We start from the raw sequence: 16,353 nt of genomic DNA on the forward strand, positions 1-16,353 counted from the left end.
TAAAATAAATAATCTTTAAAAAAGCAGATGAAAAAAATATTAACAACAGGCTGGAGTTTTATGCGTGTTTTTCGTATCGTAACTGGCATAGCCGCATTAACCTATTCTATTGTAAAGCATGATTCTTTAGCTAGTATTGCCGGATCGTTCCTCCTATTCACTGGCGTATTTAATGTTGCTGCCTGCGGCGAAGGCGGATGCACATTACCTAAACAGAATAAGCAAAAATGAAAATAGCAAAGCATATCCTGAAGATGAATAGGGGAATGTTTTTGCTACTGATGGTTGTAGGGATGCAAACGCCAGTAAAAGCTCAGGTTAATAAAGATACTACCTCCCTGGCGTATGCAATCGGTAATGGCAACATGAACGGTCACCTAAGAAATGTGCTGATGTTCACTAACAACGCCAGGGGATTAAATTATTATCATGCGGATGCTATTGGCGGTCACATTGTGTATAAAACAAGAGCTTTCCACGACTTCAGGTTCATGGTAGGCACTCATTTTACCTTTCCGGTTTTTTCTTACAACGTGGCGCAAGCTGATCCTGCTACGGGCGCATTCAATCGCTATGAAAGTACGCTCTTTGATGTAACGCGGCCCGGCGAGCGAAAGAACCTCGTTTTGCTGAGCCTGCTGAACATTACTTACCAGCGAAAGAATGCTAAAATTTCGTTTGGCAAACAACTGCTCAATACGCCTTTTATCAATATGCAGGATAACCGCATGCAGCCTACTGTCGTAGAGGGATTATATTTCGATATACAGCATTGACAATGGCGGTTGGAAACAGGCTGGTTATATAATATTGCGCCAAGAGGCACCATGCAATGGTTTAGCGTGGCAGGTTCTATGGGGAGATATCCGCAAGGTACAAATATAGATGGCACTAAGGGTAATTACCTGAATAATCTGCAATCGAAAGGAGTTGGCCTGCTGGGCATACATTGGCAGCCCGGTGTAAACCTGCACCTGCAGTTATGGGAGCAGTATGCAGATAACCTGTTTAATACAGCAATGCTTCAGGCCACATACAAAGTTCCTGCAGGCGCCAATGCTAATTGGCTGGCAGAACTGCAGTATATACGGCAGGATGTGTTGAACCGGGGCGGTAATGCCGATCCTGTAAAAACATATTTTAACAAAGGCAACAAGGTAAATATTATCAGTAGCCGGGCCGGCTGGGAAAATAAAAAGACCCGCCTGTTAATGAACTATACAAGGATCAAGGCTGGAGGCAGGTTCACGATGCCCCGGGAATGGGGAACGGAACCATTTTTTACCTTTCTTAACCGCGAAAGAAGTGAGGGTGTTGGCGATTTTCATGCATTATCGGTAACGGTCAAATGGGAATTTCCCAAACAGCGCCTGACTATGGAAGCTGGTTACGGCAGCTATTATTTACCCGATGTAAAAGAATACGCATTGAATAAATACGGTGTTCCCTCCTATGAACATAGTAAGATTGGGGTTGAGTATTCATTCGGTGGCGTTTTTACTAACATGAAGGTATCGGCTTTGTATGTGTATAAGGGCAAAAAGGGCGATGATTATAATAACCTCCGGTATGTCATCAACAAGATAGATCTTTCCCATTTTGCCTTAGTGGTCAACTATCGGTTTTAGCAAAGTGATAATAGTCACCTGTCGAACATTAAACTAAAAATACTTTTGTCATTATAAATTTGATAATCATGTTTCAGTTATTACAACAAACCTGGCCCTGGTATGTAGCGGGCGTTTTAATTGGTTTAATTGTGCCGGCGCTGTTGTTGCTGGGCAATAAACATTTTGGTATCTCCGCCAATCTGCGCCATGCCTGTGCGGCTTGTTTTCCGGCCGGTATTAAGTTTTTTAAATACGATTGGAAGAAAGAGAGTTGGAATTTCTTTTTCGTGGGCGGAATACTGGCAGGGGCCATTATAACTGCACTATTTCTAAAAAATCCTGATCCTGTAGTCGTTCATCCTTACCTGTTAAAAGAACTGGCCTCCTATGGCATCACCGACCATAGTGCATTATTACCGAAAGAGCTTTTTTCGTGGAGCAGCCTCTTTACCGTGCGTGGAATGATCATGCTGGTGGGTGGCGGCTTTCTGGTTGGTTTCGGGGCCCGCTATGCAGGCGGCTGTACCTCTGGCCATGCTATTATGGGCCTCAGTGATCTGCAATGGCCTTCACTGGTAGCTACTGTAATGTTTATGGTGGGTGGTTTTGCCATGGCTAATTTTATTCTTCCTTTTATACTTCATTTATAATTCATCTTTTAATTTTATCGACCAATGTCAACTACAACAAAAGATATAGATATATCAACTTTTCAATCAGACTTTGAAGCACGTTCTCTGGATATGATCTGTATCAATGAATCGAGGCAACAACATCCTTGGTGGTACAATTTTAAGTATATGGCCGTAGGCATGTTATTCGGTATTGTATTTATAAAAGCAGAGATCATCAGTTGGTTTCGGATTCAGGAAATGTTCCGGTTGCAAAGTTTTCACATGTATGGCGTAATTGGAACGGCTGTAATAGTGGGTATGATCTCTGTTTGGCTGATCAAAAAATTCAATATTAAAACCATCCACGGCGAAAAAATTGAATTTCATCCTAAGAAATTCAACAAAGGCCAAATTTACGGCGCTCTGATCTTCGGTTTAGGTTGGGCGTTAACCGGCGCATGTCCCGGCCCGTTGTTTGCTCAAATTGGAACCGGTTCACTGGTTGTATTGGTTGTGTTGCTAAGCGCAATAGCAGGCACCTGGACGTATGGATATTTCCGGGAAAAATTGCCACACTAATAGTCATTGAAAGAAATAGACCGAATTTGTTAAAACTGATAGTTAATGCATATGTCACAAAGAAATCATTGGGACCAAATTTTTGGAAAAAAAGATGATCAGCAAAAAAGCTGGTTCCAATCATATCCGGCAATATCAATTCAATTTATAGAAGAGCTTAATCTTGCCAAAGATGCGCCCATTATTGATGTAGGCGGTGGGGATAGTCTTTTTGTAGATGCTCTTATAGAAAAGGGCTATAGTGATATTACAGTCCTTGATATTTCAGAGGTAGCAATTGCTAATGCCCAAAGGCGACTTGGCAATAAGGCGCACTTGGTTACCTGGATTGTTTCTGATATATTAGACTTTCAGCCAGTCAGGAATTATGCCTGTTGGCATGACCGGGCAGTTTTCCATTTTGTAACTGATGATCAAAAAATTGGACATTATACGACATTAATAGCACGTGCACTAAAAGATGGCGGGGCATTAGTAATCGGTACATTTGCCGAAGACGGCCCGGAAAAATGTAGCAACCTGCCAGTTCAACGCTATTCTCAAAAAGCCCTTACAGACCTGTTAAAGCCATCGTTTATAAAAATTCGCTGTGTCAATCAAGTACATCAAACACCCTTTAATACTATGCAATCTTTCACTTTTTGTAGTTTTAAGAAGGCTTGAAGGGGAAATTAATATTCAGCATTATTGGCAATCGTATTGAGATTTTAAATAGCAGGCAGCTTGCAATTTTTCCGCTTAAAACACCACTTTCGTTAAATAATGCGCGATATGACTGCTCTATGTAATCTGTTGTTAAATGGCGTTACTGAATGCAAGGCGTGCTACATGCCTAAGTCGCCAGAAGAAAATCTCTCAATTTTAGCATTGGATAATTTTGGGGCATTATTAGGTTGTATTGGAATCTCAAGATATCAAAGAAAATATAATTTATATGCAACATTCTTAAATATATAATTAATTGCAATTTAATTATTAAATTTTATTTTTGTCATTCTGGCAGTCGATTTAGTATTCCTATATTAATCTCGTCAAAACTTTATATATTTTATAATTTCTCCTAAAGACTTTAAATCCCTGGTAAATTGGTTAGACAATTGTCCAGCTGACCCGACCAAAATTTACAAGAGTCTTCAAGTCGTTGGATTTGAAGGCTTATTTGGTTCGAAGTGTTCTTGTAAAAAATAAGGTGTTAAAGCATTAAAGTATGATCCATATATTCCAATTCCTCTATGGATGTTTTTAGTGATTTAACGGGTCTGGTTGTGGCTTCGTCTGTATTTTGTCAAGTACAACCGAAGTCAAATAAATAACTAAAAGTGCCGAAACTTTAATCTTTGCACAAGGCTCAGTTCCTGGGAACGACATTCATTTTGAAAAGCGGGGGTATGCTCCAATTAACAAACCTTAAAGATATAAAGATAATGTAGTTGGTTTAGTTGCCAACAGTGCTTATTTCTATTAAGATATTCCCGGGCGCATGTAGATAAAAACCAAACACGCCTCGCATATTATGAGGCTTCTGTTCCAATACAGCGCCATCTTTGTGGAGACGCTGCCAAATGGATTGTACTTCGTCCTGGTCTTTTACGAGAAACCCCATATGAAAGGCATCAGGGTAGATAGAGTTACCGTTCCTGTTAAAATCAGTTGACATCAATGTTAATACAAACCCTTCCTCGCTTTGTAATATGGCCATCATATTATCGCCTTTAATCTCTCGGCATGTAAAATTGAAATGCTTTTCAAAAAATGACTTTGTCTGTGCTACATCAGTCACGGGAAAATTTAAGTGATTTATTTGCATGGTAAATAAATTAATAAAGAACAATTGTTCTTTATTAGGTGAAAAAAATTATGGAACGAGTGATAGCAACACGCGGCTGAACGCCTGGTTGAATTTCTTTTCTGTTAATACAAACTTTTTACCTGTAATGCTTTTGTTCTGCCGGTGAAATTTAAGCAGCTGAAATAAAGGGGCATAGGCTAGTGACCAGTATATTTCCAACGGAAACCTTATCAGTTCATTGTTTTTTATGGCCCTTTCATAGAATTGCTCCATTGTGGAAGTGAATTTTTTTCCCTGAAGCTGCATCACCTTTTCATAGATAGGCGAATGCCTGATCTGCTCGGTAAATTCAATATGTAGCGGGTATTTCGTGAAATACCTCAGGCGGTTCTTCCATTGCAGTTTTAAACCGGTTGCAAAATCCATTTCCGGGTTGAATCCTTCAAGCAATACCTGCTCCATTTTCTTTACCACGCCTTGGTAAACTTTAATAATAAGGTCTTCCTTATTATTAAAGTTAAGATAAATGGTATTGACTGATATGCCAACGCTCGCAGCCAATTTATGCATACTGAACCCATCCAGCCCTTCCTTAACAACAATCTCCATCGTTTTTTGCCTTATCAGTACTTCCTTTTGTGCATCTTTTGTTCGCATAAGGATGCAAATATAAAAGAATGTTTGTTCTTTTATAATTTCTATCCACTATTTTTCAAGCAAACCTTATTTATCGTTCGTTTAGTGAGTCGGGCTATTCGCCCCAACTTCCAAACTTGATTGCTGTTTAGTGTATATAGTATATGTGTAAACCGGTGATTCTTAACAAATCCTTCGTGAAGCAGTTAGACTTGTCCAGCCGCCCCGACTCGGAAAAGGTTCTGATGAAAATCAGTGCCTTTTTTTTGTGCCCTGTTTTTTAATTCAATCAAAATGATCGTTCCATCTGGTTAAACAGTGTGAATTGTTTAACGAACAGGTCCATTTGTTAAATGCCCTGCTGGTTTTTACGCCATTGCAGGCACGATAGGAGACATTTCTGATTTACAATGATTAATAGTCTTCATGTTATGGCACATTGCCAAACAGATTTGATACATAACCTCGCTAATCCGTAACATTGCAAAACCACAAGTGAGAGAATGATACCACATGTTCAGTTCCCACGTCGTCACTTTTATGGAAGAATTAATCCTGAATAGAATATAGATCAAATCCCTAAACTTGATATCCTGTATTCACTGCCCAACATTAAAACCCATCGTCACTATAATAAATTCCCTAAACAATTAATTTACAATATATTTACTATTCAATACGCGATATTGCGTAAGTTTAAAAGCTTTTTTGTTCCAATTTCATTTTTATCAGCAATGCCATGTGGTACTGAACCTCCACCTGCCCGGTATATTCAAAAAAATAGCGATAGATTGAATGATGGGGTAAAGCCGTAGGCCATGGTGGAACCGCAGGAAGCTTGAGCATGGTTATCACCGGTGTGTAATATGGGAAAACCCGTCAATACCGGTACTTTTCCTTCCATTTTTCGATCAGAGGCGCCTGGAACGCCTACTCATCTACTGATCGTCTTCTAATTTGTTATAATTATGGGTTTATTTAATTGGCTTACCCAGGAAATTGCGATGGACCTGGGAACTGCGAATACGCTTATCATCCACAACGACGAGATCGTTGTGAACGAACCATCGATCGTAGCTTTTAATAGAAATAATCCGAAAGAAATGCTGGCGGTGGGAAAACGGGCATTGATGATGCATGAAAAAACACACGATGATATAAGGACGATTCGTCCGCTAAAAGATGGCGTAATTGCCGATTTTAATGCAGCCGAACTTATGATACGGGGATTGATAAAAATGGTTTATCCCAATAAGCGAATTTTCGCGCCATCCTGGCGCATGATGATCTGTATTCCTTCGTCCATAACAGAGGTGGAAAAACGTGCAGTAAGGGATAGCGCTGAGCAGGCTGGTGCTAAAGAAGTATACCTGGTTCATGAACCAATGGCCGCAGCACTTGGCATTGGTATAGATGTGGAAGAGCCTGTTGGCAATATGATCATTGACATTGGTGGCGGCACAACAGGAATTACGGTAATTGCACTGGCTGGGATTGTATGCGACCAATCTATCCGTATCGCCGGCGATGAGTTTACGGCCGATATTAAAGAGGCTTTGCGTCGCTACCACAGCTTACTAATTGGAGAGAGAACTGCCGAACAGATAAAAATTTATATTGGTTCAGCCCTGAAGGATTTGGAGGAACCGCCTGCGGACATTCCTGTCAATGGTCGCGATCTTGTGACTGGCATTCCTAAACAAGTAAACGTTAGCTATCAGGAAGTAGCCGAGGCGCTGGATAAAAGCATTTTTAAGATCGAAGAAGCTATCTTAAAGGCACTCGAACAAACGCCACCTGAGCTGGCCAGCGATATTTACCAACGGGGGCTGTACCTTACAGGCGGTGGCGCTTTGCTTAGAGGCTTAGACAAAAGACTCAGTCAAAAAATAAAACTACCTGTTCATATTGCGGATGACCCGCTTAAAAGTGTAGTGCGGGGTACAGGATTGGCGTTAAAAAATTACAAACATTATCCTTTTATTATGCGATGATCTTTGATTCAAAGTAACGTGAAGATCGATATATTGATATTTATTAAATATTCAATGCTTTTGATGCGCACGCTCCATATTTTAAATTTTACTATTGGCACTGTTTGCTTTATCCTTCATTTTTTTCTGAATATTATCATTGTATCTGTATTCAGCAGTTACTGGGCTGTACCAAGGTGACTCTCCGCCGAAAGGTATAGCGTAGCCGTGAAAACTTAATTTAATGATCATGTCGCCTTTATCCCAAGTATAAAACTCACTGCCACCAAGTTCTCTTAGATTACCATTTCCATATTTATTTTGATACATCTTTAATATTGGATCTTTGAGCATTGGATCAATAAACTTCTCTTTTACATCAATTGGATATTTAGCCTCAGGATTATAGAACTGTAATACAACCCGATCAACTATGCGATTTCCGTCGGCATCGTTTATGCTATAGACATGGATATCTGCACGTAAATCATCTGCGTAATTTATATAATCTAGGTCTCCATCTTTCTCAATTTTGCCTGAGTGCTCAAGCTCCGCCAATTGAATATTTGTAAGTTTTCCTAATTTAATCCCCAGAACGGTTTCAGGATGAGAGGGCTGGCAGGCAATGGTAAACGACATGCTGATAATGAGAAAAAAAGCAAATATATTCATAAGAATTATTAATTTTCTATGGTGCAAAATATTTCTTGAATTTTAAGTTGTCTTTATTCATGGCGTTCTTTCGGATCATTAGAAAAGCTTGTTAGGAGATAGTATGCCAAGTATGAGGGGTAGCGAGTAAATGCAATCATCTATAGCAATGTCTGCAATACTTTTTATGGCCTGAAGCTATTGCTTCATATATAGTTGCAGTATCAATTTTGTGAGCGCAGTTACTAAGACCCTGGCAAATCTTTCTAAGGTAGGCATAGCTGGTTCCCGATAGACATACATATACTTTTGAACTTGGAAGTTGGATAGTGAGATTGTGGCAAGTAGTAACCATTTCATGTCAATAACACCTTTCACTGTGGTGTAAGTGATTAATATAACGCATTGGTACTAAGAATATTTTCCATTAATAAAGAAGATGATTTTGATCAATTTTGGTGTGTTCGACATGGTTCCGATTACCTTACAAATCAGAGTAAACGCATTGGACAGAATATTCCGTTGTATCCTTATCGGAGGTTATTAAAATTATATTGTTCAAGACACATTTGAATCTTTAATTTTGTTAACTTTTAAACTCTTTAGGTATTATGCAAACCGGTATAGGTTCTAATTTATGCTTATTTGCGGCATTGCGACTTTTATAAATATCCATCACCATTTTCTGACGCTCATTCAAAGGGTAATTTTCATTCTTCTCAACATAGTTCATGGCCCATTCCAGTTCAGGATAAGTAGCGCCGATCTGGTCTTCATCAGTACGGTCATCGGCATACAAACCATCGGTTGGTTTGGCACTTAGTATACTTTTCACAACGTTCAATTCTTCAGCCAAATTATAAACCTCAGTTTTGGTAAGATCGGCTATAGGACTCAGGTCTACTCCGCCATCTCCATATTTTGTAAAAAAACCTATTCCAAAATCCTCGACCTTATTGCCTGTACCGGCTACCAATAATTTATAATGCGTTGCAAAAGCATATAGCGTGATCATGCGTACCCTCGAGCGTACATTTGCCATAGTAAGATGATCTTGTATAAAAACAGGGAGATCTTTTTCAAAACCTTTGAAGATATCAGTGAGTTCAACAATTTGATTCTCCACATTCTTGAATTTTTTTTGCAGCCACTCAATATGTTCAACACTTCGGTAAAATTCGTATTGGTGCTGCTTGATGGGTAAGTTCAGCACTATAACACGCTTACCCGTCAAGGCACATAGCGTTGAGGTGACAGCGCTATCAATCCCTCCGCTTATTCCGACTACAAAGCCTTCCGTTTTCGACTGGTCTGAATAATCTTTAAGCCATTTAACTATATGGTCTGTTACTGCTTTCCTGTTCATGGAACAAAAATAACATTTTTGGATGAGGCAAAAAATAACGGTATTAAGCCGCCAGATAGGGGCCCCTGTTATATGATCATAGACGCCCGGGTTAAAATTATTCACGATGGTTCTGAATCTCCGAGGCAAACAATATAAAATATAGCAATTGGCGTTACTATCATGTTCACGTTGATAGGACCGTTGTTTGATATAAAATCACCCTGTGGTATAGGCGCAGGTATTGAAGGTTTATTGCAGCAAAAATAAAACCTGCCGGTATAACCGCGGTTTCTACAATTGCTCCTGGTTATGCAGTTCACATGGTTCTGATTTCTCACTGTTCTCCTCTAGAGAATCTATTGCTGCGGAGTATAATTAAAGTTGTTGAAAACTGAAATAGATGTCAAAATAGTCTGCCGAGCCCCAATTCTGGTATAAGATACATAATGGAGTTTCGATAGGATCGAGGGTGAATTGCTATTATCATGTTTTGATCACCGATCCCATTTTACAGGTTTACCCTACCATTGAAATAAAGTGCAAGATCTAGCGAAAAGACTGTCTTATACCTATTCCATTCACTTCTTCTAATACACTCTAAACCGAAGCTGGTTGGTGAAATATTACTCCACCATATTTGTCTCCTCAAATCCAAATTTCTGATCTACGCTAATCTGATTCAATTTTACGTTGCTCCCAATGCGGAATTTTGTCGCAATGATCAATCTGGCAATGAAAACAACAAATGATAAAAAGTACCTGGCGGTCACACTGCTGCTGACGCTTGTTATATATTCAACCGCGCGAGCCCAAACGGTCAATACCAGACTGAAAAAACTTTTTGACTCCTACTATGCGGAAAGCCTGCATTTTGACCCGATACTTCAAACGGAGTTGGGAGACCACCGGTTCGACGACCAGGTTGCCAATAACCTTACCACTGCGTACCGGCAGGAGAAATACAGTTTTGACAGGAAATACCTAAAGTATCTTAAGGATGTTGATTTCCAAAAACTTAACACTGATGACCAGATTTCCTATGGGTATTTGAAAGAAATGCTTTCGACGGATTTGCAGGGTAGTACCTGCCATTTAGAATATATACCCTTTACGCAATTCATTTCCCTGCCGGTAGATTTCGGCCAGTTGGGACAGGGAAATTCTGCCCAGCCGTTTACTACACCGGAGCAATATTTAAAATGGCTGAAGCGCGCGGAACGATTTATTCCCTGGATGGACACCGCAAAAGCCAATATGCGCAAAGGGATCAACACAGGAATCGTTCTCCCAAAGGCACTTGTCCTGAAAATTATCCCGCAACTGGAGGCGCTTGGCAACTCGGACACTGCAAGCAATGTATTTTTCGACCCGATAAGGCATTTTCCTGCTTCCTTTACCGAACATCAGAAATCGACCCTGAAAGCGAAATATGCTCAAATCATTGCAGGTAAGCTGTTGCCCAGTTACCGTGAAATGGCGGCATTTTTGAAAGAGGAATATTTACCAAAGGCGCAGGATCATGCCGGGTTGAATGCTATTCCTGAAGGACCTGATATGTACCGGTATTATATCCGCCTATATACGAGTACAGATAAATCACCGGAGGAATTCTATCAAACCGGCTTGAAAGAGGTGGCACGCATCACCGGTGAAATGGAAAAAGTCAAGACAGCGTTCGGTTTTAGCGGAACCCTTCAGGAATTTTTTAAATTCCTGCGCATGGACCCGCAATTCATGCCTTTCAAAACGCCTGAAGAGGTGCTCCAGGCTTACAGAAACATTTATGATAAGGTCAAACCGCACCTGAGCACCTTGTTTGATGTAACCCCCAAATCGCAGTTTGAAATCAGGCGCGTGGAAGCATTCCGGGAAGCCTCAGCGAACGGCCCAAGCTACCAATCTGCCTCTTTCAAGGACAAACGGCCGGGATTTTTTTACGTACCGGTTGTTGATGCCACCAGGATCAATACCACTTTTTTAGGCATGGAGGCGACTTTCCTGCATGAAGCAATTCCCGGCCACCATTACCAACTCTCCCTGCAGGACGAGAACACCACATTGCCGGCCTTCAGAAAATTCAACAACTTTAAGGTATTTGTAGAAGGCTGGGCATTGTATGTAGAGACATTGGGCAGCCAGTTGGGCTGTTATACAAGCCTGGCTCAGAAAATGGGCGCCTTGAATAATGACATGCAGAGAGCACTCAGGCTGGTGGTGGACGTTTGTCTTCATACCGGTAAGATGAACAGGCAGCAGGCTATCGACTATCTGATGAACCATGAATCGATAAGTGAAGGAGATGCCATGCTTTCTGTTGAGCGGTATATGGCCTTCCCTGCACAAGCGCTTTCCTATAAGACTGGTCAGCTGGAAATCCTCCGCCTGAAGCAACTGTATGAAAAACAGTTGGGGTCCAGATTTAACATCATCAAATTTCATCATGCGTTGATCACCAAGGGTGATATGCCACTGTCGGTTTTGGATAACTATATGGCCAGGTGGGCAAAAGAACAAAATCGATAATATGGAAAATTCTTCAACTATGAGGCAGCATCCGGTTCGCCGAGGATGCAGATAGATTATAAATCAACCGGATATTTTGCTACCTTCCAACCGCTAACAGTTATTAAGGCAATTAAGCAGCTTCATTAAAAGGAAAAAGATGGAACCTGTTAGATTCGAAAAAGGTTGTTATGTGGGTACAAAGATCAAAGAGCAGGCTTTTGGTTGTATACTGACATCTGAAACGGTCTTTCCCAATGGGTCTGTATCTGAATGGCATTATCACCAGAATCCGCATTATTCACATATTCTAAGCGGTGGCAGCAAAGAGATCAGAAAAACAGGCGCTCAATGGCAGCAGGCAGGTGAGGTACTTTACTATCACCCAGGCATTTGCCACCAGAATTTGCAATATCACCCCGGCACCCGGATATTTAATATAGAGCTGGAACCCAATTTCTTTACCGGATCTGATTTGGGTATACCGTCAGAGGAGCTCATGTTTTCAGACAGTTTAAAGATCAATTGCGCTGGCATGCTAAGAATCCTGAAAGAATGTTACTGCCGGGATCAGGATAGCAGGATAACTGTTGAACAACTGTGCATAGAACTGGTTACAGGAAACACAGTTACCGAACGCCATTACCCGGAATGGTCACGCAGGATCTTAGAGATATTAAATGACCAATGGAATTGTACATGGTCGCTGGCAGGTTTATCTGAACTACTTGATGTTCATCCGGTGACACTTTCCAAATACTTTTCCAAATATTTCAAATGCACCCTGGGTGAATATATCCGCCGTATCAGGGTCGAAAAGGCTTTGAGGCTGATCAGGCAAAAACAACACTCCCTGACCGAGATCGCCTATTTGTGCGGATTTTCAGACCAGGCTCATTTTACCAGAACTTTTGTACTGGTCTCCGGGATGCGGCCTAAACAATATAGGAATATCTGATAATCTGTTTTGTCACCGGGGTAGCGCAAATAAAGCTTATAAATTATCAAAAGGCTAATCTCTGAATATCAACTAAACATTCAGATGCCGGTTCAGCAGAAACGCTGCCTTGTTTATTTTTATCACTTTCTGAAATACTCTCCTCGGTAATGGAATTTCTATCCGTTATTAGCCACATCCATTCCAGGAAGCTATAGGTGTTTGTCTTGGTCTGCAAATGTGCCATGAAATAATCTGGGGATGGTTGTATCTGCCTGAAAAATATTTATTTTGTTGCCATCCAGCAATACTGCTCGCTGGCGGCTATTTTAAATACACTTTAATGATTCTGATAATTATATTACTTCTTATTATTAATATTATTCTACTTATCGTTGCTTATTTTTTAGGCAATAAACTACCTGTAAGGACGATCAAAACGAAAACTATGAAATGCAAAATTTTTTACTTTTTTATTGCGGCGTTGCTTGCAAGTGCCAATTCAATAGGGCAATCTGCTGAATTGGAATTCAATGATGATCCAGGGAATTTTTATAATTATTGCCCATCTTATATTCAGACTTCATCTACTGTGAGATACATGTATTATTGTAAGAATAGTACGAGTAATCAAATTACGGATTTTATCTATTGGAGAAAGGCTACACGTTCCGGCTCCACCTGGACATGGGGAAGCCAGCAAATTGCCTTAACTCCATCTGCATCAGGATGGGATTCAAAACATACTTGTGATCCGGATGTCAAGCAGGGGTCCTTTAGCTATAACCAACACACTTACTCGTGGGTAATGTTTTATTTGGGTTGTGATCAGCTTGACGGTAACCATAATCAAATTGGAATTGCATTTGCCGATAGCCCGGAAGGCCCATGGGTGAAATGGGGCGGGAATCCATTCATTAGTTTTTCCGGCACCAATAATTGGGGGGTAGGCCAGTCCAGCGCAACATGCGTTGATGGATTGGGAAGACTGTTGCTTTTTTATACCAAAGGAGACGCTACCGAAACGGGGATAATCAGAAGAGATATCAATATTTCAAACATGTCTTCACCTTCACTTGGCACAGAATATACGCTCTTTACGAATGGTCTCACTTCCAGAGATAATAATGTTTCGCCTGTTGTTTTTCACGATGCCACATTTGCTTATGACGGGACCACTGACAGAATGTATGTGATCAGGGAAAGAGAGTCCACTGATGTATACGACCCAAATTTTGTCTCTACACAGTTGCAGGTAGCATATACGGCCGGTGGTAATATTTGGAACAATTCAGGCACGTGGACTGTTGATGGCCAGGTAAGTCCCATTAACACAGGCGGTGATAGAAATCATAATGCAGGTTTTCTTACTGATCAATATGGCGGCCTTATCGGTGGGGCAAGCGATTACGTACTTTCCTTTACAAGGTCCTTTATAGGTAGCGGTAATCTTTGGGGCTACCGCATTTACAGGTTGGGTAAATCAGGGTTAACCACTTTTTATCCGCAAGCCAATGCTGTATATGAGTTAATACCGCGACATGCATGGGGAATGAGATTGGATGTTGCCGGAGCAGTTAATGCAGATGGAACCAATGTCCAGATATATCAGGCTAATGGAAATAGTGCACAACAATGGCAAGTCAAATCTGTTTCGGGTGGATATTTTGAGTTAATTCCTCAATGTGGTACAACCAGGCGAATGGATGTGGTAGGCGGTGACACAAGTAATAGTAATGGTACCAATGTTCAAATATGGACAGCAGATATTTTAAGAAAACAGCGGTGGCGAATCATTGATAAATCCGGTTTGCATTTTGAACTAGCCCCCGAGCATGCTTACGGTATGCGATTGGATGTGGCTGGTGCCGGCACTGGTAATGGTACCAACGTTCAGCTATACCAAAGTAACGAGAATTATGCACAACAATGGGAATTTTCGTTCGTGGGCATCGGGGCAAGGTATGCTTCGAATGTTTCCCTTCAAATTGATTCTTCTGCCAGGGAACTTAATTCAATTAATCTATACCCGAATCCAGCCAATCAGGTTGTGAACATAAAATATGTGTCTGAGCGTAATGGGTTGCTAAAAGTTCGTGTTTTAGATATACAGGGAAGACAGGTCTCTACAATTTATACTGGTTATGTGGTAAAAGGTGTTCAGCAATACTTTCAATTGCAAAAGAAGAACCTGACATCAGGTGTTTATGTAGTTGATTTTGTATCGGGCAATCAAAGGCTTCAAAGGAAAGTTATAATTCAATAGTGCAATATAAAAAATAAACTAATGGTTTTTAGTAAAACCTACGGACTTGCCAATCATGGCGCGGTAGAACTGCATACGAGCAATTCTTTTGCAAGCGGGTAAATCAATTCCATATACCGCCCTGGCGATATATTTGATAAAACTACAATAGCGCAATTACCCTTTCGGTTAACCAGCATGGAAGCGCCATAACCTCCGGTTCCACCATTGAGTCCCTGCATTCGGATGTTTTCAGGCATGATATGGCGTTCGTACCATCCCAGATTAGCAGCCACGTCGTTCGGGTGTAACGGTCCGAGCAATTACAGGTATAATAGGCTTAGCGACTGAAGTTGGTTCTCCGGGATTCCGCGTCAGCGCTCGCGACAAGGCACCGATAAATAATCACTGGATCGGAGGCCCTCATTTTCATATGCCGGGTGTCGGAAAAAGTGACCATATTCCCTTTATTCTCTAACTTTAGGTAAAGAGATCATGCCTATGTCGGAAAAGGTGAATGGATTCCTGGTGCTTAGGAAGTCTGGTACTATGGATACGGTAGAACCATATAAAAGATTATTCAGAGTAGGGGCTAAAGAGTACCGTGGAATGGAAAGAGCGCACCTGTATGATATCGACGAAGACTATATTAAGAAAAAATTGCCTCCGGACCTGCATATAATAATAAAAAAGAACCATGAGGAATCAAACGATCTGTTGTTCGTGGAATTGATCAGGGATCTTGAAGAAGCAAAAATAATATTGCAATATGTACGGGGGGAAAATGATCTGAGCGAATTGATCGCGATCCGGTCAGATATCATAAGTGAGATCAAAGGAACGGTGGATATCGATCCTGCAGAGATCGAGTGGTTGGGATACGATATACTTTCGTTCGGCAACGGTTCTTTGATCCTGAACGGGATTTTTTTAAAGCCGGATCATTTTAGAAAGTGGGTTCCATGGATCAATGATAATGGGCTTTTTGCCGGGAAAGAGCAGGTGCAGGCATATATTGACGATTATCTGCAGCTTGCATCGGACGACATCGTAGAAGATCACATCCCTTCTCCCTATAGGTTTGATGCAGTAAGGATCGGAAGGGTGTTACCTGTAAATCCAATGAACTAAGTTTGGGGTAGAGGCCACACCTGAACCAACACGGTCTTTCCCTTTCCAGGGTATATTTATGAATGGCGACAGGAGAGTCTTCCTACTGTTGAATACCTGGCGAAACAATTCAATTTATCAGCCGGTTACTTTAGCGATATGCTTCGTTCGCTGACCGGCCTTACTGCTCAACAGCAAATTCATGAGAAGATGATTGAAAAGGCCAAGGAAATGCTGACAACTACCAACATGTCTGTAAGCGAGATCGCTTATCGTTTTGGTTTCGAATACCCGCAGTCATTTAATAAATTGTTTAAGAATAAGACGAATCAGACGCCGCTGCAGTACAGGTAGACATT

General features: G+C 40.9%; 16 protein-coding genes. 12 read left to right on the forward strand and 4 right to left on the reverse strand.

All coding sequences use genetic code 11. From position 1 onward, the window contains the following. Window positions 1-27: 27 nt before the first annotated feature. The 6 genes from J7I42_RS33570 to J7I42_RS33595 all read left to right on the forward strand — a co-directional run bounded on the left by J7I42_RS33570 (window position 28) and on the right by J7I42_RS33595 (window position 3,466). A complete protein-coding gene (locus tag J7I42_RS33570) occupies window positions 28-231 on the forward strand; it encodes a hypothetical protein (RefSeq protein WP_209144667.1) in 204 nt (67 codons plus the stop codon). Beyond that, window positions 228-776: a hypothetical protein gene (locus J7I42_RS33575; protein ID WP_209144669.1), complete on the forward strand. Its 549-nt coding sequence runs from the start codon at window positions 228-230 to the stop codon at window positions 774-776. Before J7I42_RS33570 ends, J7I42_RS33575 begins: the two co-directional genes overlap by 4 nt. Before the next feature lie 51 nt (window positions 777-827). Continuing rightward, a complete protein-coding gene (locus tag J7I42_RS33580; RefSeq protein ID WP_209144671.1) occupies window positions 828-1,628 on the forward strand; it encodes a hypothetical protein in 801 nt (266 codons plus the stop codon). Window positions 1,629-1,696: 68 nt separating this feature from the next. Beyond that, entirely contained in the window at window positions 1,697-2,260 is a 564-nt protein-coding gene (locus tag J7I42_RS33585; protein ID WP_236065637.1) for a YeeE/YedE family protein, read from the forward strand. A 24-nt stretch (window positions 2,261-2,284) separates the two neighbouring features. Further along, the gene (locus tag J7I42_RS33590) at window positions 2,285-2,803 is read left to right on the forward strand and encodes a DUF6691 family protein (RefSeq protein WP_209144673.1); all 519 of its coding nucleotides are present in this window, start codon (window positions 2,285-2,287) and stop codon (window positions 2,801-2,803) included. Window positions 2,804-2,854: 51 nt separating this feature from the next. Continuing rightward, a complete protein-coding gene (locus J7I42_RS33595) occupies window positions 2,855-3,466 on the forward strand; it encodes a class I SAM-dependent methyltransferase (RefSeq protein WP_209144675.1) in 612 nt (203 codons plus the stop codon). Between the two features lie 772 nt (window positions 3,467-4,238). On the opposite strand, the gene J7I42_RS33600 is transcribed toward J7I42_RS33595, so the two are convergent. After that, complete coding sequence (locus J7I42_RS33600) at window positions 4,239-4,610, reverse strand: VOC family protein (protein WP_209144677.1); 372 nt, start codon at window positions 4,608-4,610, stop codon at window positions 4,239-4,241. Window positions 4,611-4,658: 48 nt separating this feature from the next. Next, window positions 4,659-5,249: a TetR/AcrR family transcriptional regulator gene (locus J7I42_RS33605; protein ID WP_209144679.1), complete on the reverse strand. Its 591-nt coding sequence runs from the start codon at window positions 5,247-5,249 to the stop codon at window positions 4,659-4,661. Between the two features lie 947 nt (window positions 5,250-6,196). Here J7I42_RS33605 and J7I42_RS33610 point away from each other — a divergent pair. Next, entirely contained in the window at window positions 6,197-7,222 is a 1,026-nt protein-coding gene (locus tag J7I42_RS33610; RefSeq protein WP_209144681.1) for a rod shape-determining protein, read from the forward strand. An 81-nt stretch (window positions 7,223-7,303) separates the two neighbouring features. Here the strand turns inward: J7I42_RS33610 and J7I42_RS33615 are convergent, their stop codons facing one another. Continuing rightward, on the reverse strand, window positions 7,304-7,873 hold the full coding sequence (locus J7I42_RS33615) for a hypothetical protein (RefSeq protein WP_209144683.1): 570 nt from the start codon (window positions 7,871-7,873) through the stop codon (window positions 7,304-7,306). Between the two features lie 565 nt (window positions 7,874-8,438). Continuing rightward, complete coding sequence (gene nadE, locus J7I42_RS33620) at window positions 8,439-9,218, reverse strand: NAD(+) synthase (RefSeq protein WP_209144685.1); 780 nt, start codon at window positions 9,216-9,218, stop codon at window positions 8,439-8,441. A 714-nt stretch (window positions 9,219-9,932) separates the two neighbouring features. Here nadE and J7I42_RS33625 point away from each other — a divergent pair. The 5 genes from J7I42_RS33625 (at window position 9,933) to J7I42_RS33645 (ending at window position 16,348) form a co-directional block, all read left to right on the forward strand. Then, the gene (locus J7I42_RS33625) at window positions 9,933-11,723 is read left to right on the forward strand and encodes a DUF885 domain-containing protein (protein WP_209144687.1); all 1,791 of its coding nucleotides are present in this window, start codon (window positions 9,933-9,935) and stop codon (window positions 11,721-11,723) included. Window positions 11,724-11,862: 139 nt separating this feature from the next. After that, window positions 11,863-12,660 (forward strand): helix-turn-helix domain-containing protein, encoded by a 798-nt coding sequence (locus J7I42_RS33630; RefSeq protein ID WP_209144689.1) that lies wholly within the window; start codon window positions 11,863-11,865, stop codon window positions 12,658-12,660. 244 nt (window positions 12,661-12,904) lie between these two features. Next, complete coding sequence (locus J7I42_RS33635) at window positions 12,905-14,905, forward strand: RICIN domain-containing protein (protein ID WP_209144691.1); 2,001 nt, start codon at window positions 12,905-12,907, stop codon at window positions 14,903-14,905. 480 nt (window positions 14,906-15,385) lie between these two features. After that, the gene (locus J7I42_RS33640; RefSeq protein ID WP_209144693.1) at window positions 15,386-16,015 is read left to right on the forward strand and encodes a hypothetical protein; all 630 of its coding nucleotides are present in this window, start codon (window positions 15,386-15,388) and stop codon (window positions 16,013-16,015) included. 96 nt (window positions 16,016-16,111) lie between these two features. Then, window positions 16,112-16,348 carry a helix-turn-helix domain-containing protein gene (locus tag J7I42_RS33645; protein ID WP_317196283.1) on the forward strand — a complete coding sequence of 79 codons (237 nt, stop codon included), beginning with the start codon at window positions 16,112-16,114 and terminating at the stop codon, window positions 16,346-16,348. Window positions 16,349-16,353: the final 5 nt, after the last annotated feature.

Source organism: Niastella soli (genome assembly GCF_017742245.1).
GTDB classification, from domain to species: Bacteria; Bacteroidota; Bacteroidia; order Chitinophagales; family Chitinophagaceae; genus Niastella; species Niastella soli.